The organism is Vibrio sp. MA40-2, assembly GCF_047302445.1.
Classification (GTDB): Bacteria; Pseudomonadota; Gammaproteobacteria; order Enterobacterales; family Vibrionaceae; genus Vibrio.
The window spans coordinates 601,322-621,859 of record NZ_CP178628.1; the positions used below are offsets into that span (position 1 = coordinate 601,322).

Sequence of the window (20,538 nt, forward strand, 5' to 3'; positions counted from 1 at the left end):
CTATATGCTGACTCTCTTATAACTTGACTCAACATTCCAATTAATAAACTCAAATGACAAAAAAACACATATTTCCACCCGCATCTATGGTTAGACGACTTGCAGCACTGATGTATGACGGTTTAATTATTATTGCTCTTGAAATGCTTGCTGCTGGCCTGATCATTGCCATACTTGAAGCATTAGTTGCAGCGGGATGGATGAATTATGGATCTTATCAAGATGCGAGCGATTTGTTAACAACACACCCTGTTTGGAGTTATATTTTTACCGCTTATTTAGGCTTAATTTGGATTGGGTTTTTTACCTATTTTTGGACCAAAGCAGGACAAACTATTGGTATGCGTGCATGGAAAATGAGGGTACAAAACGCCGATGGAAGCTTGATTTCTATTCCTCAAGCATTGATTAGGATAGGCACCTCAGGATTTGGAGTGGCCAATCTATTGGTTCCTTTTAATTCGAAAAAACGCGGCTTACACGATATGTTGGCAAAAACAGATGTCATTGTCTTGCCAAGAGTATAGTTGTATTGCCAGAGGTATAGTTGTCTTACTAATACGATAATTGCTTTACCAAACGCGATGTAACCCATTTTATATTGAATCAATAAACCAACAATATTAAAACGGGTTACACTTGTTACCTAAAGCCTACAGCTCTTCATGCTTATGAATGAATCCCCAATCGGCCAAAATTGAATACGCTGCTGGGATCATAAACAGAACCAATATAGTCGAAGCAAAAATACCAAACACAATAGAAATAACCAGTGGTTGTATGACTTGCGCTTGTAAACTTGTTTCCGTTAATAAAGGTAACAGACCCGCTGCAGTGGTCATTGAAGTTAAAAAGACGGCTCTAAATCTTTCCCTACTGGCCTTCACCACCGAGTCATGAACATTATCCCCCTGATCGACATGATGACGAATATATTGCACCAATAATATTGAATCGTTCACCACAATTCCAGCTAAAGAAACAAAACCCATCAGACTAGGCATACTTAATGAGTGACCAAGTAAGAAGTGCCCCCATACGACACCAATAAAGGCTAATGGAATCGCTAACATAACCACAAATGGTTCTAAATAACTACGAAATTGATAACTAAGAATAACAAACACACCAAATAGGCCGAGTAAGAAGCCTTTACCCATGGAGGCGCCTGTTTTGGCCGAATCTTTAGACTGACCTTCAAAATCAAAACGTAATCCTGGGTATTTCTGACTAAGTCGTGGTGCTTCTTCTGTTTGAAATTGCCCAATAATGGACGCCGAACTGACGATGGAATTATCCACATCGCCATAGACACTTATGGTTCTTGACCCATCAATACGCTGAATACGGACATAATTCCTCTGAAAATCTAAGGTGGCCAGTGTTGCCAACGGTATTTGACTGCCATCATTCATCATAATTGGAAAATTGGCTAACTGTTGTAAATCGCCCGCTTCCACTTTGTCTAGCCGTACTTGAATAGAGATATTCTCGACGCCAATTTGAATTTCATCGGCGGTTTGCCCAAAAAACGCTGATCTCAGTTGATTAGAGATTATCTGTCCATTTACACCATATGTTTCTGCTCCAGGACGAAGTTTAACCAATACTTCTTCTTTCCCTAATCGCATATCATCCAGTACACCGTAAACGCCTTGAAATTCATTTAAATAGTTCTGAATATCAATGGACGCCTTTTTAAGCTCATCAAGATCATCATGTTTAACTCTTATTTCGATATCTCGACCACCCGGCCCCATGGTTGGCTGTTTAAAGACCAATGATATCGGCTCAGCAAGCTCTCCAACATCTTGTCGCCACGCATCAATAAATGCATCTAACTTGGTATTTCTGGTTTCTGCTGTTAATAAATCTAGCCGTACTGTTGCAATATGAGGACCAGATTCATCCGCATCTTTGTTTACATTGAATTGGCTGGTTATGTGCTGAATAAGAGGAACTCCACCTTCTACTTGCTCTGTCCATTCTTTATTTAAACGTTGTGCCGATTGCACCAATTTATCTACTACGCCTTCTGTTTGCGTAAGTGATGTGCCCGGTGGCAAAATTATTCTGGCTTCCGCTGTATCTCCATCTAATTCAGGAAAAGGGACAAACTTAACGCCACCGCCAACAATAAGTGCAACTGATGCTAATAACATAGCTAAAACACTACCGAGAAAGGCATAGCGATATTTCACTACTTTTTCGACTGCATTAATCAATGTGCTATTGCGAAAATTCTCGAATCGTTCTAATAACAGGCGTTTAAATTTGAGTGGTTGTCGCTCTTTTTGGGTTTTATGCAAAGAGTGGGAAAGATGATTGGGTAGAATCAAAAACGCTTCGACTAAACTTAAACAAAGGACCAATATGAGAACCTGTGGCACGGCTTTAAGCACCGCTCCCATTTCGCCATCCAGAAAGAGTAAACTACCAAAAATACACACCGTGGTTAAAAAAGAAGAAATAACACCGGGTAATACTTTTTTGACGCCATTAACCACCGCATCTTCTATTTTTTGTCCTCGTTCCAAATGAGAGGCGATTGACTCTGCAATAACAATAGCGTCATCCATCATGATCCCTATTGCCATTAATAACCCAACGAGCGACATGATGTTAATGGATAGACTCAATTGCGCCATTAAAAATAGTCCGCCTAAAAACGCAACCGGAAGACCAGCTGCAACCCAAAAAGAGTAGCGAAAACTAAAAAACAACCACATAGTCGCAAAGACTAAAACGATACCTTGCCAACCGTTACGTACCATCATAGTTAATCGATCCCAAAGTACAGACGAGAGATCATTGGTTAACTGTAGCGATACACCATCAGGAACATTTTTTTGCATGTCGGCCACAAATCGAGCCACATTTTCTTTTATACGTAACGCGTCATCTTGTTTATTTTTGCTAATTTTTAATACTGCTGATGGATGGCCATCAAACAACACTTTTTGTTCATCTAATTCAAATCTATCAGTAATAGTAGCGATATCTCTTAAACGAACAATCGAACCATTCGTCCCTGCGCCCACAACAATAGAACTCAACTGCTCTGGAGTAATGCGGCGCTCATCAAAACGAATTAAAAAGTTCTTATCTGGCGTTTCTATACTACCGCTTGGCAACTTAATATTTTGTTTACCTATTTGTGTTGCAATGTCGGCAACACTCAACCCTAATTGACGAATCGCTTGAGTATTGAGTTCGATCCGATATTGATGATCGGAAAAACCGCTCACATCAACCAGAGAAACGCCATAGTCCGTTTTTAAAATGCGCTTCAGATCTTCAGCATACGCTTTTAATTCTGGCCATGACGTATTAGCAGTAATGGCTACATCAACAACCGGTTCATTCCAATCTAATTCTTGAACAACAGGAGACTCTATCTCGGCTGGAAAATCATTAATGGAATCTATTTGAGTTTGTACATCCATTAACATTCTACCGATATCCGCTTTTTCATTCAGCTTTATAACTAGCCTTGCAGACCCCTCTACCGCTTCACAACGAGTTTCTTCAATGTTGGCCAATCCATCTACCGCATCTTCCATACGAATACACAGGCTCTCTTCAACCTCTTGTGGTGAGGCTCCGGGATAAACAACACCGGCCATAATGTAAGGAGGGCTAAATTCAGGAAAAGTCTCACGTTTAATGGTCGAAATTGAAACGATGCCTAATATCAACAAGGTCAACATTAACAAATTTGATGCCGTTGGATGTTTGGTAAAGAAACGAATCATGCTTCTTCTCCCTCGTTCAATTTGGCGTCAGTTTGTTTCATTTTTAATAGCATACCTTGCAAAGCCGGCAACAAATCATTGACGATAAGTCGTTCACCTTGCTGTAAGTTGCCATCCACTACTACTTGGTTATCTATACGATACAAAACAGTAACGGTCCTAATATCCAATCTCTTTTCCGCATCCATAATATACACCCGGTCACCATGGAGTGCTCGTTCGGGGATAAGCCAACTTAGGCTTTTCTGACCGGTTAATTCAGCACTGATAAACATGCCATTGACTAACGGCGGTGTCGTGCTTGTATTAAGCGAGGCATAATCTTGTTCAATTTCTAAAATAACACCCACAGTGGCTTGGGTCGCATCAACGGTTTCACTAATACGGGCTACTTTCGCTGGCCAACGAGCGGTTAAGTTACCACTAGATAACTCAATATCAGCAGTGACTTCACTCATATCAAGCTGAGAAACACCTGAAGCACTATTAATAAAATGTGGCAAACTTGAGGCAATTAATTGCATATCATGAATAGAAAATTGCGCTTCTACTTCCATCGTATTCATACCATGAGCAGTCAGCATGGTTTGCTGAAGGTTAACGACTTGATCTTTTTCCACATCAACTTGAGCAATACGTAAAGTTTGAGGCATTGCGATGGCTGTTTTTTCGAGTTGACGTTTCGCTTCTGAAACTTTGGATTCATTTACCTTAATAAGAGCCTCAGCAACTTTCCTTTCATCAGGATAAAGCGACAATTGGTTTTGCATATCTAACAATAATTTTTGCTGCGAAAGGTACGACTGATTTTGTTGATCAACATCAGACTGAGAGGTCAGCCCTCTTTTTTGCAGACTTACTTTTCTATCTAGCTCTTTTTTACTAATGGTTAATCGAGAGGTTTCTATCTCAAGCGTTCCTTTCAGGTTTTTTTCTTCCTGATCTAATTTGGCTAACTGAGTTTGACTCGAGCTCAAATCTGCTTCTGCTTGAGCTAATTTCAATTCATAATCGAGCGGATCTATCCGTAACACCTCGGTTCCGGCTTGCAGTATTCGACCTTTTTCAAGTTCAGGATTTTTATACACAACCTTACCTGATACCTCTGCAATCGCTTGCCACTCAAATTTAGGTGCAATCTTGCCAAAACCAATTACTCTGGGAGCAACGTCACTTTGCTCTAATTGCATTGTTTCCACCAATCTAGCTCTATCGCCTGCAGGCTTAACTGGCAGGTCAGGTTTCATCTTTATGGCAACAATAAGAATAACAATACCAACCGCTAAAGCAGGAAAGAAAAGAATTTTGCGATTAATTTTCATTGTTTTCTCCAAGTGAATGCAAATGTTCTGGGGATATGAACCCATGAATAATGATTTTAATATTATGTTCAAGTAACTGTTCTAAAAATGCTTTGTCAATACTAATACCGTGAATAGACAGCATTGCACGAGGTGCAATAAACGGAAAAACCATCATACTCATAAAGGTCATCCTGCACAGTTTAGGGTCTAAGTTCTCTCTTAAAACACCACTTTCCAGAAGTTTTTCAAACATCATTTCTTGTGCAGGCTTAGTTACTTCTCTAAAGATTTTTTCCAATAACTTACGCTGCATATCAGATTCTGACATGTTCATGATCTGTACAATAAGTCTAGGGAACTCAGGTGTATTAATCATGGTTTGATAATATGCTCGCATTAGATCAACCAAACTCTCTTGGTTCGCGCGTTTAACAAACATTTTCATCTGTTGACTAATGGGCTGCATGGTTTCTCTGATCATGGTTTCGAATAAACCTTGTTTATTGCCAAAATAATATCGAATCATGGCAATATTCACCCCTGCACGCTCAGCCACTAATCGAGTCGACACTTTGTCATATGGCATCGTCATATAAAGTTCTCTGGCATGGAAAATCAGTTTTTCCCTTGCTTGAGTACTTTCATTTGGCCTACCCGCTTTACGAGCCATTGTTACCTCCTATTAATCAATTGATTAATTATAAAGAATAAACCCTTATAAAATATATGAGTTTAATTCATCAATATTTAATCAAACGATTAATTAAGTAGTGAATCCTCTCTTCATCTAACTAGATTACCTGGCTTAATAAGCTCGATTTACAAAATTGAATGAAAAAACAACATAGGACTTGACGCCAGTTATAGAGTGCGGTACTAATTGAAGCATAATTTTTGTGGTCATCATTTTTAGATGCAGTAACAACTTTTGGATACAGCAATGAAATGTAATTTTTCGACACTACTCAACCTCCTCCTTATCGTGAAACAATCGCGCGGGTAGGCAGTGGACGAAAAACACCACATAGAAATTCTAAAAGCCCGCTAACTTAGCGGGCTTTTTTACAACTCAATAAATATAAAGCTCAACAAAAACTAACGACAACGCTAACTAAACAGTTAACAACGGACAGGAAGAGGAAGTAGGTATGAACGATCAAGTCATTATATTCGACACCACATTGCGTGATGGCGAACAAGCACTTTCAGCAAGCTTGACTGTAAAAGAAAAATTGCAGATCGCCTATGCCCTCGAGCGTCTTGGTGTTGATGTAATTGAAGCTGGTTTTCCTGTTTCTTCACCAGGTGATTTTGAATCAGTACAAACCATTGCTAAACACATAAAAAATAGCCGAATTTGTGGTCTATCTCGTGCGGTAGCCAAAGATATCGATGTTGCCGCCGAATCTCTAAAAGTTGCCGAAGCCTTTCGAATACATACCTTTATTTCAACATCAACCATTCATGTACAAGACAAATTACGCCGCGATTACAATGACGTAGTCGAAATGGGTGTACAAGCAGTTAAACGTGCACGCAAATATACTGATGATGTAGAGTTTTCTTGTGAAGATGCAGGCCGAACACCTATAGACAATTTATGTCGAATGGTTGAAGAAACCATCAAGGCAGGTGCAACAACTGTCAACATTCCGGATACCGTTGGCTATACAGTGCCGAGTGAGTTTGGTTATATTATTGAACAACTATTTAATCGTGTACCTAACATTGATAAAGCAGTGATATCGGTTCATTGTCATGATGATTTGGGCATGTCCGTCGCTAACTCTATTGCTGCGGTTCAAGCAGGTGCGCGACAAGTAGAAGGGACTATTAACGGTATAGGCGAACGAGCGGGTAACTGCTCTTTAGAAGAAATAGCTATGATCATCAAAACACGATCTGAGTTATTAGGCGTAGAAACCGGGCTAAAACATGATGAAATCCATCGCACTAGTCGACTTGTTAGCCAGTTATGCAATATGCCAATTCAAGACAACAAAGCCATTGTTGGCGCAAATGCATTTAGCCACTCGTCCGGTATTCACCAAGATGGTGTATTGAAAAATAAAAACACCTACGAGATCATGACACCTGAGTCGATCGGCCTTAAGAATCAATCGCTAAACTTGACCAGCCGCAGTGGTAGAGCCGCAGTTAAGAGCCATATGGATGAAATGGGCTATAAAGAAGAAGAATATAATCTCGATACACTTTATGATGACTTCTTAAAACTTGCCGATAATAAGGGCCAAGTTTTCAATTATGATCTAGAAGCACTCATGCATTTTGCATCGCTTCGTGATGAAGATGATTTCTACAAATTGAACTATTTGAGCGTGCAGTCTGGTAGTGTAATGGCAACAACATCAATCAAGTTACAATGTGGCGACGAAGAACATTGTGAAGCGGCGGTTGGTAATGGCCCTGTTGACGCACTCTACCAATGTATTTATCGCTTAACTGGTTATGACATTGTGTTAGATAAATTTGATCTTACCGCAAAAGGTGAAGGTGAGGATGGCTTAGGTCAAGCAGATATTATTGCCAATTATAAAGGCTGCAAATATCACGGTACTGGCTTAGCCACCGATATTGTTGAAGCTTCAGGCCAAGCGCTGTTACACGTCATTAATAGTATTCACCGTGCCGATAAAGTTGCAGAAATTAAGCAATCTAAAAAAATGACACAAACCGTTTAAAAAATACTAATTTTAATTTAACAAAGATAGGAAACACACGACCATGGCAGGCAAAGAGTACAAAATAGCCGTTTTACCGGGAGACGGCATCGGTCCAGAAGTAATGGAACAAGCTCATAAAGTATTAGATGCAATTGAAAAGAAACACGGAATCAGTTTCTCTAAAGAGCAATACGATGTGGGCGGTATTGCTATCGATAATCACGGTTGCCCTCTTCCAGAAAGCACGGTTAAAGGTTGCGAAGATGCCGATGCCGTTCTGTTTGGTTCTGTTGGCGGTCCTAAGTGGGAACACCTTCCACCAAATGACCAACCTGAACGTGGAGCTTTACTACCGTTACGCAAACACTTTCAGCTATTTTGTAACCTTCGTCCTGCCCAAATCCATAAAGGCTTAGAATCGTTTTCGCCTTTACGTGCTGATATTTCTGAAAATGGTTTTGATATTGTAGTAGTAAGGGAGCTGACCGGTGGTATCTACTTTGGTCAACCTAAAGGACGTGAAGGTGAAGGCGCAACTGAAAAAGCATTTGATACCGAAGTTTATCAACGCTTTGAAATAGAAAGAATCGCTAAAATCGCATTTGAATCGGCTCGTTTACGTAATAAAAAAGTCTGTTCGGTCGATAAAGCTAACGTCCTACAAAGTTCTATTTTGTGGCGTGAAGTCGTAGAAGAGATCGCTAAAGATTATCCAGATGTTGAGCTTTCTCATATCTATATCGACAACGCTACAATGCAATTAATCAAAGACCCATCTCAGTTTGATGTGATGCTTTGTTCTAATATCTTTGGCGATATAATCTCTGATGAGTGCGCAATGATAACTGGCTCGATGGGCATGCTTCCTTCTGCTAGTTTAAACGAAAGCAATTTTGGTCTATATGAACCTGCCGGTGGCTCAGCACCTGATATTGCAGGTAAAAATATCGCTAACCCTGTTGCTCAAATTTTATCCGCGGCATTAATGCTTCGTTATAGCCTAGGTGAAGACCAAGCTGCACAAGATATAGAAGCGGCCGTTTCTAAAGCATTAGAAGCCGGAGAGCTTACTGGCGACCTTGCCGGAAAAAAACCAGCACTATCAACCTCTGAAATGGGCGACAAAATCGCTGCTTACATTTTAAATTAGTTACTTTTAAAACGAATATGAATAGCTATTTTATAGACTTAGAGTAGCTATTATCTTCACCAAGGAAGAAGCAATGTCTAAAACCTTATACGAAAAAGTCTACGCAGCACACGTTGTTGTCGCTGCCGAGGGCGAGAACCCAATTTTATATATCGACCGCCACTTAGTGCACGAAGTAACCTCACCACAAGCCTTTGATGGTTTACGTGAAAAAGGTCGTAAAGTCCGTCAACTTGGTAAAACCTTTGCCACGATGGATCACAATGTATCCACCACCACCAAAGACATTAATGCCTCTGGTGAGATGGCGCGAATCCAAATGCAAACGCTATCGACTAACTGTGAAGAATTTGGCGTAACACTTTATGATCTTAACCATAAATACCAAGGTATTGTGCATGTAATGGGGCCAGAACTTGGCATTACTTTGCCCGGTATGACCATTGTTTGTGGTGATTCACATACCGCGACGCATGGTGCATTTGGTTCGATTGCTTTCGGTATTGGTACTTCAGAAGTGGAACACGTTTTAGCGACACAAACGTTAAAACAAGCTCGTGCTAAAACCATGAAGATCGAAGTAAAAGGCAAAGTAGCCGAAGGCATTACGGCAAAAGATATCGTGCTCGCCATTATTGGCAAAACAACTGCCGCTGGTGGTACAGGTTATGTGGTTGAGTTTTGTGGTGAAGCGATTCGTGATTTATCTATGGAAGGTCGCATGACCGTCTGTAATATGGCGATAGAACTTGGTGCAAAAGCCGGTTTAATTGCCCCAGACCAAACGACTTTTGATTACATTAAAGGCCGTGAATTTGCACCTAAGGGCGCAGATTGGGATGCCGCGGTTGAATATTGGTCATCACTAAAATCAGACGATGATGCTAGCTTTGATGCTGTAGTAACTCTTAATGCAGCTGACATTAAACCGCAGGTAACATGGGGTACTAATCCAGGCCAAGTTATTGCCGTTGACGAACCAATTCCAGCCCCGCAAAGCTTTAATGATCCAGTAGAAAAAGCTTCAGCTGAAAAAGCACTTGCTTATATGGGGTTAGAAGCGGGCAAAGCCTTGTCTGATTACAATGTAGATAAAGTTTTTGTTGGTTCATGCACAAACTCTCGCATTGAAGACATGCGCGCAGCGGCAGCGGTAGCAAAAGGACGCACAGTCGCTTCACACGTACAAGCACTTATTGTTCCTGGTTCAGAGCAAGTAAAAGCTCAAGCAGAACAAGAAGGCTTAGATAAAATATTCATCGAAGCTGGTTTTGAATGGCGTTTACCAGGATGCTCCATGTGCCTTGCAATGAATAACGACCGATTAGGACCACAAGAGCGCTGCGCTTCAACCAGTAATCGAAACTTTGAAGGTCGCCAAGGTCGAGATGGCCGAACTCATTTAGTTAGTCCAGCTATGGCAGCAGCAGCAGCTATCGCGGGTCATTTTGTTGATATTCGTGAACTATAAGGAGCAAAACAATGTCAGGTTTTAAAAATCACACCGGCTTAGTCGTTCCTTTAGACTTAGCTAATATTGATACAGATGCCATTATACCTAAGCAGTTTCTCCAAAAAGTAACGCGTTTAGGCTTTGGCCAACATCTTTTTAATGACTGGCGCTTTTTGGATGATGCAGGCCAACAGCCTAATCCAGATTTCGTTATGAATGAACCTCGCTATCAAGGTGCCTCTATCTTACTGGCTCGTGAAAATTTTGGCTGTGGTTCTTCGCGTGAACATGCCCCATGGGCACTAGCAGATTACGGTATAAAAGTAATGATAGCGCCTAGTTTTGCCGATATTTTCTATGGTAACTCTATTAACAACCAAATGGTGCCAGTGCGTTTATCTGAACAAGAAGTGGATGAAATATTCCAGTATGTTCAAGCGAATGAAGGTGCAGAAGTAAGCGTTGATTTAGAAGCGATGAAAGTAACGGCTAACGGTAAACACTATTCATTCGAAATAGATGAGTTCCGTCGTCATTGCTTACTTAATGGTTTAGACAACATAGGTTTGACTCTTCAACACGAAGAAAAAATAACCGAATACGAAAATAATATTCCTGCTTTTATGCAATAACTGCATAGAAAAAAGGAATACTTATAAGCGATAAATATTGTCGACATTATTGCTAGCTCTTAGACCAAAACACTCATGCTTTGGCTAAGAGCTAGAACTTATTCTACTTTGAGTGAAATTTAACACCGCTCTGCATGGTCTATCCTAAGTAACATCATTGTTAATGGGATTATCTATGAACTATTTTTTACTGATCGCTAGCCTACTGTTTTCCACTTTTTCGTTTGCCGCACCAAAAGCGGAACTTTGGGATTACTGGAACCAGAGTGACCCGCAAAACCAACAAACAATTTCTCATCAAAACTGGCAGCAATTTTTAGATCAATACGTAATTGAGCGAGGTACTAACACATTGGTCTCTTACGCTAACGTTTCTTCAGCCGATCAAAAAAACCTACAAAACTACATTAGTACAATGGCCCAACTCGATCCTCGTACTTATAATAAAGCACAGCAGTACGCTTACTGGGTCAATTTATATAACGCTATTACCGTCAATCTTATACTCGAAAATTACCCAACCAGTTCTATTACCAAGTTAGGGGGGTTATTTAGTTTTGGTCCATGGGAAAACGAAGTGGTAACTATTGCAGGTAAAGACCTGACATTGAACGATATAGAACATCGTATTCTTCGCCCGATCTGGCAAGACGCTCGTACTCACTACGCCGTTAACTGCGCGAGTTTAGGCTGCCCTAACCTACAAAATACAGCCTTTAGTGCCGATAATACTGAAATGCTATTAGAAAAAGCGGCCAAAGAATTTATCAACAGTGATAAAGGTGTACTTGTTGGCAATAATGCTAATAATGTAACGCTGTCTTCTATTTATGAGTGGTTTCTGGTCGATTTTTCCGGCAAAGAAGGACTTGAACAGCATTTAAAACACTACCGTTCAGACCTTTCAGTTAATTTGAACGACGTAAAATATGAATATGACTGGAGCTTGAATCAAGCCAATTAAAATGAAGTAATAACGAACTTATGACATTAACTACTAAGCTGATAAAATTAAAGCACTAAGCCAATAAAGAACAGGTTAAAGGCGTCACATAACGCCTTTAACCTGATAACACTATTTAAACCCTTTCTCTTTCTTAATTAGATCATAAGCAGCTTGAATATCTTGAGCTTTCTCTTTTGCCATATCCATCATTTCTGGCGGTAAACCTTTGGCGACCAATTTATCAGGATGATGCTCATTCATTAGTTTACGATAAGCTCTCTTCACTGCTTTTGCATCCGCATCACTATCTATTCCTAACACTTTATAAGCATCAGCTAATTGATCTGCACTCGTCGCTTGTTGCCAAGCTCCGCCACTTTGTTGGCCATTAGAGTGATGCCAACCACCCGCTCCACCTTCTCTTTGAAAACGAAAAGCAGCTTCTTGCATCTGCAGCCTTTGATCCAGTTGTTGCGCTGAGAAACCTAACCCTTTTGCTATTACGTGCAAAACATTGCGTTCTGCAGGATCTAAACTGCCGTCAGCAAAAGCTGACGAAATCTGCAGTTCTAAAAAAAACTGTAATAAATCATGTCGACCGGCTGACGAAATACGCACACGCTGCAGAACATCATTAAGAGGAAAATCGGCTGCTTTACCTTCACGAAAAGCATTTTGCGCCGCTTTTTTCTGTTCGCCTTGAAGTTGCATACGTTGCATCATTGTCGCAGCAAGTTGAATCTCTTCTTTTGTTACTTGGCCCTTTGCTTTTGCAACATGCCCCATTACAGAAAACGCTGCTTTAAAAAACTCAGCTTGTCTTTCTGCTTGATTTGGGCCACCAGAGAACGCGCTAGATGCTCTAAACCCAGCTTGACTTAGCCTTCTTGCTTTATCAAACTGATGGCCTAAGAATAGCCCAAAGATAGCGCCGAATGCTCCTCCAAACAGGAAACCAAAAAATAAACCTAAAATTTTTCCAAAAATGTGCATTATTGCGCTCTCAATTTTAATTTTTTGCTATTAATACTGTTCATATAGTATCTAAATTTACTCTAATATTGTACCGTTCTGGATAACGATAAAGCGACATCTCTCAATAGTTAACCTTGTTCTTACAGTTACCACTGTTTTTATTGATAACTGCGTTTTTAATGCCCATTATCGCAAGTTCAGGTTATCATAAGGAACGTTTTACATCAGAGCAGGTCTATTTGACCTCTGAATAAATCAAGTTACACAGGATAGTTAAACTAGATGCCATATTTTCCTCGCACTCTGCTAACGGTATCCATTAGTGCAGCCGTATTCGTGCCAACAACCCAAGCTGAAACTTTACAAGACTCTAGTACGCAGAGCTCTAGTGTGCAAGAAATGCCCTCTGCAGATCAATGTTTGATTGACGACACCTCAACCGAAGCTCTTCCTGTTACTGTTGAAGCTGATAGCGTTGAGGCTATCAATGGTGATAAAGCGACTTATCAAGGTGACGTGGTTATTACACAAGGCAATAAACGCATATCGGCAGATACTGTTACGTTACACCAACAAGATAGTATCGTTATTGCAGAAGGTAATGTGCAATCTTACGATGGTCAATTGAAAACCGTTTCCGATAAAGCGACGGCTCATCTAAATTCAGACATGGCAACGTTAGAAAACACCCAGTATGAATTTCTTTGCGAAGATGGCCGTGGCGATGCAAAAATCATTTATCAAAAAGATAAAACCTTCTATGAACTAGAAGATGGAACGATTACTTCTTGTCCTGAAGGTGATAATTCATGGCGTCTTCGCGCATCCTCTATAGAAATAAACCAAACCGATGAGGAAGCGACACTTTACAACCCAAGAGTTGAAATTCTTACCGTTCCCGTTTTCTACCTGCCCTATCTTACTATCCCTATTGGCGATACTCGAAAAACTGGTTTTCTCTACCCGAGCGTTTCATACGATAGCACGGACGGAATGGGCATATCGATCCCTATCTATTGGAACCTTGCACCTGAATACGATTTACAAACCGATATTAATTACATGTCCGAAAGAGGCACGCAACTTAATTCTAAATTTCGTTACTTAACTGGTATTGGCCAAGGCTCGATTGATACTGAATATCTGCCGGATGACGCTAAATATACAGACGAAGGAGACCGTTGGGGTTTCAACTGGAGCCATAGTGGCGTATTCCGAAATTCGTGGAAATTTGAAGTCGATTATTCAAAAGTCGGTGACATCAGTTACTTTACCGATGTTGACTCCAGTATAGGTAATCGTGAAGATGGCCAACTACTTCAATCAGGAGAAGCATCTTACCGGTCTGATTCTTGGGATACCACACTCAGCGTGAGAGATTTCCAAGTACTGTCAGAAAGCACTTATCCTTATAGAATCATGCCACAACTGGAGCATAACTATTACGCTCCCCATTTCTACTCAAAACTAGACTTTTCAATGAAAAGCCAAATAAGCCGCTTTGCAACCGATGATACTGATAGTCCAGATGCCGTTCGAGTGCATGTGGAACCGACATTAGCTCTACCTTTATCAACCTCTTGGGGCACATTTACTGCTGAAGCAAAACTGTTTCAAAGCTACTATGAGCAAGATCTAAAAGACATTAATGACGATGATTATGAAGAACAAGTATCAAGAACAGTACCTCAACTAAGACTTCATTCAGGCATCTATTTCGAACGTGATTCCAGTACGTTTGGTAACTTCACTCAAACTCTTGAACCACAAATTCAGTACCTTTACGTACCGGATGTTGATCAGTCTGGGATCTACTCAAGCTACGATACAACCAAATTGCAACTAGATTACGACGGCCTTTTTCGTAGCCAAAAATACAGTAGCATTGATTACATTGCTCCTGCGAACCAATTTAGTTACGGTGCTTCTACACGGTTCTTTGATGATGAATTCACGGAGCGAATGAACTTATCTTTTGGACAAATTATTTATCTAAACGAAACATACAATGACAGCAACTCTGACAGTTCAGATGAATCTTCCTATTTTTCTGCTTGGGCATTGGATGCAGAATTTAATTACGATGATTATCTATTCTACCAAGGCGGATTTCAGTACGATAGCGCATCCTCACAAGTTCAGTTAGCTGACAGCACTTTTGAATATCGCTACGCCTCTGGTTATAGTCAAATTAACTACCGATACGTGTCATATGATTATATTACCGATAACGTCGATTATATTGATGACGACGATAGCTATTCTTACACTCGTGAAGGGATCAGCCAATTAGGCTTCATTACCTCATACAGTTTAGGGCGTCATTGGAATGTAAGTGGACAATATTATTATGATACTAACGAAAAAGTGAACCTTGAGTGGTTAGCCGGGGTCAACTATACCAGTGACTGTTGGTATATTGGTTTTTCCTATAGTAACCAACTGTATGATTGGGATGAAATTGGTGTAGGCTCTCCAACTTACGAACAAAATTTCACTATAAACTTTGGTATCATAGGCTTTGGTCAAACACTATCCGGTGGTTCAGGGTTAGCAGGTGTAGATACTTCTAATAGCTCGTTGGGCTATAGTCGACCTTTCTATTTAAATAATTAATAGCATTGCAATTGCGCAATAATAATTTGTTGGTAACCATTACATGAAAATGTGGAAACACACTCTAATAGGCTTTATGTCTTTATTTACGGCGTCTAGTTTTGCTGCTCCAGTTGAGTTAGATAACATCGCTGTCATTGTCAATAACGGTGTTATTTTACAAAGTGATATTGACTCTGCACTACTAACGCTAAATAACAATGCGAAAAAAAATAACCAATCGTTGCCTTCTTTAGATGTATTACGAGAACAAGTCGTCGAAAAATTAATTGTTGATGCAATCCAATACCAAGAAGCCGAGCGTTTAGGGGTTAAAATTGATGACAATAATTTAAATCAAGCATTAATCGACGTAGCTAAAGATAGAGGAATGACACCTGACCAGTTGCGTATTTCACTTAGTAATGATGGCATAGATTATTCGACCTTTCGTGAGCAACTAAGAAAAGAAATTGCGATATCAGAAGCAAGAAATGCACTAGTTAGACGTCGAATTAATATACTTCCTGCTGAAGTAGAAAACCTGGCTAACCAACTAGCGAAAGAAACCAATACTTCTGTACAGTATCAAATTCAACATATTCAATTACGCTTTGAAGATAATATCGATAAACAGCAGTTAGAAAATGAAGCCAAAGATATTGTCAATAAGCTTAATGAAGGTGAAGATTTTTCTACTATGGCCATCACTTACTCAAAAGGTCCTAAAGCGTTAAGCGGTGGCGATTGGGGCTGGCTACGTAAAGAAGAAATGCCAACCATATTTGCCGATCAAATCACGACCCAAACAGCTGGTGCAATAATTGGACCTTTCCGCAGTGGTGTTGGCTTACATATCCTTAAAATTAGTGATACACGTGGTTTAGAAACCGTTTCGGTAACCGAAGTAAACTCTCGACATATTTTAATAAAACCGTCTGTGATCTTAAGCGATGACGGAGCTAAAAAGCAGTTACTAAATTTCATTGATCAAATAAAATCTGGTGAAACAACATTTGCTGAACTTGCTACACAGTACAGTCAAGATCCTGGTTCTGCGACCCAAAATGGTGAGTTAGGCTATCAAACACCTGATTTATATGTACCCGAATTTAAACATCAAGTCGAAATTCTGCCTCTTCACCAAATTAGCGAACCATTTAAAACCGTGCATGGCTGGCATATTGTGGAAGTTTTAGATAGACGTAACGTCGATAAAACCGATACGGCCTTAACCAACAGAGCTTACCGAATTCTATTCAACCGTAAGTTCAATGAAGAAGCCTCGGCTTGGATGCAAGAGATAAGAGCAAGCGCATTTGTCGAAGTGCTTGAAAATGAACAAGGTGAAGTACAGTAATGTCAACAAGACGAATAATCGTAACGGCAGGAGAACCTGCGGGTATAGGACCGGATTTAGTTTTAGCCTTATCCCAATCAGATTGGCAACATCAAATTATCGTTTGTGCAGATAAGACGATGCTTGCAGAAAGAGCGATAAAGCTTGGTATTACGGTTAAATTGGTCGACTATGACCCGACTTTGCCGACAGAACCACAGAAGGCAGGCTTATTGTTGGTAGAGCATGTCTCATTGAAACAGTCATGTGTTTCAGGTGAACTCAATCCCAGTAATGCCCATTATGTACTCGCTACTTTACAACGAGCTAATGATGGTTGCATGAGTGGCGAATTTGATGCAGTAGTAACAGGACCAGTGCATAAAGGCATAATAAACCGAGCCGGTGTACCATTTAGTGGCCATACGGAATTTTTTGCTGAAAAATCAAATACTCCTTTAGTTGTCATGATGTTAGCCACTGAAGGATTACGTGTTGCCTTGGTAACGACTCATTTACCGTTAAACTCTATATCAAAAGCCGTTACAGCCGAGCGACTAGAGAGTATAATCCGCATCCTTCATAAAGACTTGGTAACTAAATTCGCCATTGCAGCGCCTAAAATTTACGTTTGTGGGCTAAATCCACATGCAGGAGAGGATGGTTGCTTAGGTGATGAAGAGATAAAAACGATCACTCCTACGCTACAAAAGTTAGCAAAAGAATCGTCTTTTGATTTAATCGGGCCATTACCTGCCGATACCATCTTTAATGAAAAATATTTAGCACAAGCAGATACAGTACTTGGCATGTACCACGACCAAGTATTGCCTGTTTTAAAATATAAGGGTTTTGGACATTCAGTAAATATTACTCTTGGTCTACCCTATATAAGAACCTCTGTCGATCACGGTACGGCATTAGATCTGGCAGGTACAGGGCAAGCGGACACAGGAAGTTTCCATACCGCCCTCAAATACGCGATAGAATTAGTTGAGAATAAACAATGATAAATGATGTCCACTTAGGGCACAAAGCGAGAAAACGTTTTGGTCAAAACTTCCTAAATGATCCTTATGTTATAGATGGAATTGTTTCAGCAATAAACCCTCTTCCTGGGCAGAACTTAGTTGAAATAGGTCCCGGCTTAGGGGCACTTACCGAACCTGTCGGTAAAGAAGTGGATAAATTCACCGTTATCGAACTGGATAGAGATCTTGCTGAACGATTACGTAACCATCCTGATTTAGCGTCAAAACTGACCATTCATGAAGGTGATGCAATGAAATTCGACTTTACTCAACTGGTAAAGCCGAATAATAAATTACGCATTTTTGGTAACCTACCATACAACATATCTACACCATTAATGTTCCATCTTTTTGAGTTTCACAAAGAAATTAGTGACATGCACTTTATGTTACAAAAAGAAGTGGTGAACAGATTAGCCGCTGGGCCTGGTAGCAAAACATACGGCCGTCTTACGGTTATGGCTCAATACTACTGTAAAGTAGTACCAGTACTCGAAGTACCACCAAGTGCATTTATACCGCCACCAAAAGTAGACTCTGCTGTCGTACGCTTGATCCCGTATGAAAAACTGCCTTATCCTGCTAATAGCTTAAAATGGCTAGAAACAGTATGCAAAACTGGCTTTAATCAAAGGCGCAAAACGGTTCGAAATTGCTACAGAGGTTTATTAGATATAGAAATATTAGAGCAGTTAGGCGTTAATCCTGGTATGCGCCCAGAAAACCTAACGTTAAAACAATTTGTCGATATGGCAAATTGGTTAGATGCAAATCACGACGAATCACAATAATAACGTTAAGCGGCTAAAGTTATATTGTCATTATCTGCAATCCAACTTGTGAGGTAAACATGGACGTTATGCAACCTTGTATTAAATGCCAAGTACAGGCGAAATATATTGAAGAACAATCTCAACCAGAAAATAAACGCTATGTATTTGCCTATATAATTACCATTAAAAACTTAAGTAACCAAACCGTTCAACTTATTGGACGACGCTGGTTAATAACCGATTCTGATGGTAAACAGATGACTATTGAAGGCGAAGGTGTAGTTGGAAAACAACCATTTATCGCTAGTAACGATGAATATACTTACACTAGTGCAACAGCAATTGAAACACCAGTCGGTGTCATGCAAGGTCAATATATAATGCATGATTCAAACGAAAAAGAGTTCATTGTTGAAATTGAACCTTTTAGTTTGGCTATTCCCAATATTGTAAATTAATTCGTTGTGATTTTTTAAAGGTAAATGACGTGGCAAACTATATTGTTGGTGATATCCAAGGCTGTTTTGACGAATTACAATTGCTTTTAAACAAAGCAAACTTTGATCCAAAATTCGACACGATCTGGTTTGCTGGCGATCTCGTTGCAAGAGGCCCTAAATCTTTAGAAACATTGCGTTTTGTAAAGTCGCTTGGTTCGGCAGCCGTAACCGTTCTGGGTAACCATGATCTACATTTACTTGCTGTATCATTGGGTGTTCATCCAGCAAAGAAGAAAGATAAAACCTCGCCTATTTTAGCAGCCCCTGATAAAGAAGCATTACTAGACTGGCTAAGACAACAACCTTTACTGGCAGAGCATGAGGAATTTGTCGTCTGCCACGCTGGTATATCGCCTCAATGGGATCTAAATCAAGCCAGAGCAGCTTCAGGAGAAATCGCCGCCTTGCTCAAAGAGGATAAATGGGCGTTACTTATAAAACAGATGTACGACAACTCACCCGATTACTGGGATAACAAGCTGCAAGGCATTGAACGTTATAGGTACATTATTAACGCATTCACTCGTATGCGCTACTGCTTCACCGATGGCCGACTCGATATGCTATGTAAGCTCCCCCCAAACGAAGTTTCTTCTAAAAAATTAGTTCCTTGGTTCAAGCTAAAACAGAGAACAAAGCTAGAAAAGACGGTTCTATTTGGTCATTGGGCCGCACTGTCTGGTTTTCAAAATAAGCACGTGGTCGGCTTAGACACAGGCTGTGTTTGGGGAGGAACGTTGACCATGCTTCGTTGGGAAGATAAAACCTTCTTTAGTCAAAAAAGCCTATCTCACTTTTAAATAGGCACTATTTATAATACTGGCATGTTAACTGTTTTATTCCAGATATTTAACCATTTACGAGGCATGGGACGCTTTAGCTATTGTGTATTCTCTATGCTTTATTTTAGAAAGACTATTATCTTTCTAAAATAACAAATCGCATATTGTGAGCATTTTTTCCGTCAGCGCTATATGTCTCTGAGTAAGTTTCCGTCCAATCGTCACCTAACTCAGGGAACTGAGTATCGCCATCAACATGCAGATCAATGTAAGTTAAATATAAGCTGTTAGCTAGAGGTAAACACTCGTGGTAAATCGAACCTCCACCAATAATCATTACTTCTTTTTGATCATCAACCAATTCAATTGCTTTCTCTATGGAAGTAACACAATCTACCCCTTGTATATTTAACGATTTATCGCGGCTAACCACTATATTTTTTCGACCAGGTAAAGGGCGTCCAATCGACTCATAAGTCTTGCGCCCCATAATAATTGGCTTTGCCATTGTACAACGTTTAAACCATGCAAAATCAGCAGGTAGGTGCCAAGGCATCTGATTATCTTTACCAATTACTCTATTATCTGCCATAGCGGCTATCATGCTAATTTTCATTAT

General features: G+C 40.1%; 17 protein-coding genes. 12 read left to right on the forward strand and 5 right to left on the reverse strand.

The annotated features are described in order from the left end of the window. Positions 1–53: 53 nt before the first annotated feature. Positions 54–527, forward strand: a complete 474-nt coding sequence (locus ACLKML_RS10290; protein WP_413285255.1) for an RDD family protein — start codon at positions 54–56, stop codon at positions 525–527. Positions 528–653: 126 nt separating this feature from the next. Here ACLKML_RS10290 and ACLKML_RS10295 read toward each other — a convergent pair whose 3' ends face one another. From ACLKML_RS10295 to ACLKML_RS10305, 3 genes are read right to left on the reverse strand one after another with little or no spacing between them, the layout of a single operon-like run. Next, a complete protein-coding gene (locus ACLKML_RS10295; RefSeq protein WP_413285256.1) occupies positions 654–3,755 on the reverse strand; it encodes an efflux RND transporter permease subunit in 3,102 nt (1,033 codons plus the stop codon). Next, positions 3,752–5,077: an efflux RND transporter periplasmic adaptor subunit gene (locus ACLKML_RS10300; RefSeq protein ID WP_413285257.1), complete on the reverse strand. Its 1,326-nt coding sequence runs from the start codon at positions 5,075–5,077 to the stop codon at positions 3,752–3,754. The genes ACLKML_RS10295 and ACLKML_RS10300 overlap by 4 nt, the downstream gene beginning before the upstream one ends. Next, positions 5,067–5,729 carry a TetR/AcrR family transcriptional regulator gene (locus ACLKML_RS10305; protein WP_413285258.1) on the reverse strand — a complete coding sequence of 221 codons (663 nt, stop codon included), beginning with the start codon at positions 5,727–5,729 and terminating at the stop codon, positions 5,067–5,069. The genes ACLKML_RS10300 and ACLKML_RS10305 overlap by 11 nt, the downstream gene beginning before the upstream one ends. 478 nt (positions 5,730–6,207) lie before the next feature. On the opposite strand from ACLKML_RS10305, the gene leuA reads away from it, so the two are divergent. From leuA to ACLKML_RS10330, 5 genes are all read left to right on the forward strand, one after another. Then, a complete protein-coding gene (gene leuA / locus ACLKML_RS10310) occupies positions 6,208–7,761 on the forward strand; it encodes a 2-isopropylmalate synthase (RefSeq protein WP_317718239.1) in 1,554 nt (517 codons plus the stop codon). A gap of 43 nt (positions 7,762–7,804) precedes the next feature. After that, positions 7,805–8,893, forward strand: a complete 1,089-nt coding sequence (gene leuB, locus ACLKML_RS10315; RefSeq protein ID WP_413285259.1) for a 3-isopropylmalate dehydrogenase — start codon at positions 7,805–7,807, stop codon at positions 8,891–8,893. A 73-nt stretch (positions 8,894–8,966) separates the two neighbouring features. Then, positions 8,967–10,364, forward strand: coding sequence for a 3-isopropylmalate dehydratase large subunit (gene leuC / locus ACLKML_RS10320; protein ID WP_413285260.1), 1,398 nt, complete (start codon positions 8,967–8,969; stop codon positions 10,362–10,364). Between the two features lie 11 nt (positions 10,365–10,375). Next, the gene (gene leuD, locus ACLKML_RS10325) at positions 10,376–10,978 is read left to right on the forward strand and encodes a 3-isopropylmalate dehydratase small subunit (protein WP_413285261.1); all 603 of its coding nucleotides are present in this window, start codon (positions 10,376–10,378) and stop codon (positions 10,976–10,978) included. A 175-nt stretch (positions 10,979–11,153) separates the two neighbouring features. Beyond that, positions 11,154–11,942: a DUF547 domain-containing protein gene (locus ACLKML_RS10330; RefSeq protein ID WP_413285262.1), complete on the forward strand. Its 789-nt coding sequence runs from the start codon at positions 11,154–11,156 to the stop codon at positions 11,940–11,942. A gap of 111 nt (positions 11,943–12,053) precedes the next feature. Here the strand turns inward: ACLKML_RS10330 and djlA are convergent, their stop codons facing one another. Further along, positions 12,054–12,917, reverse strand: coding sequence for a co-chaperone DjlA (gene djlA, locus ACLKML_RS10335; RefSeq protein WP_413285263.1), 864 nt, complete (start codon positions 12,915–12,917; stop codon positions 12,054–12,056). Positions 12,918–13,181: 264 nt separating this feature from the next. Between djlA and lptD the strand changes: the two genes are divergently transcribed. From lptD to ACLKML_RS10365, 6 genes are read left to right on the forward strand one after another with little or no spacing between them, the layout of a single operon-like run. Next, entirely contained in the window at positions 13,182–15,515 is a 2,334-nt protein-coding gene (gene lptD, locus ACLKML_RS10340) for an LPS assembly protein LptD (protein ID WP_413285264.1), read from the forward strand. A gap of 43 nt (positions 15,516–15,558) precedes the next feature. After that, positions 15,559–16,854 carry a peptidylprolyl isomerase SurA gene (gene surA, locus ACLKML_RS10345; RefSeq protein WP_413285265.1) on the forward strand — a complete coding sequence of 432 codons (1,296 nt, stop codon included), beginning with the start codon at positions 15,559–15,561 and terminating at the stop codon, positions 16,852–16,854. Further along, positions 16,854–17,843, forward strand: a complete 990-nt coding sequence (pdxA, locus tag ACLKML_RS10350; RefSeq protein WP_413285266.1) for a 4-hydroxythreonine-4-phosphate dehydrogenase PdxA — start codon at positions 16,854–16,856, stop codon at positions 17,841–17,843. Before surA ends, pdxA begins: the two co-directional genes overlap by 1 nt. Further along, entirely contained in the window at positions 17,840–18,655 is an 816-nt protein-coding gene (gene rsmA / locus ACLKML_RS10355) for a 16S rRNA (adenine(1518)-N(6)/adenine(1519)-N(6))-dimethyltransferase RsmA (RefSeq protein ID WP_413285267.1), read from the forward strand. Before pdxA ends, rsmA begins: the two co-directional genes overlap by 4 nt. Before the next feature lie 59 nt (positions 18,656–18,714). Continuing rightward, positions 18,715–19,095: a Co2+/Mg2+ efflux protein ApaG gene (apaG, locus tag ACLKML_RS10360; RefSeq protein WP_413285268.1), complete on the forward strand. Its 381-nt coding sequence runs from the start codon at positions 18,715–18,717 to the stop codon at positions 19,093–19,095. A 29-nt stretch (positions 19,096–19,124) separates the two neighbouring features. Beyond that, a complete protein-coding gene (locus ACLKML_RS10365) occupies positions 19,125–19,937 on the forward strand; it encodes a symmetrical bis(5'-nucleosyl)-tetraphosphatase (RefSeq protein WP_413285269.1) in 813 nt (270 codons plus the stop codon). Between the two features lie 118 nt (positions 19,938–20,055). Here ACLKML_RS10365 and folA read toward each other — a convergent pair whose 3' ends face one another. Further along, a complete protein-coding gene (gene folA / locus ACLKML_RS10370; protein ID WP_413285270.1) occupies positions 20,056–20,535 on the reverse strand; it encodes a type 3 dihydrofolate reductase in 480 nt (159 codons plus the stop codon). Between the last annotated feature and the right edge of the window lie 3 nt (positions 20,536–20,538).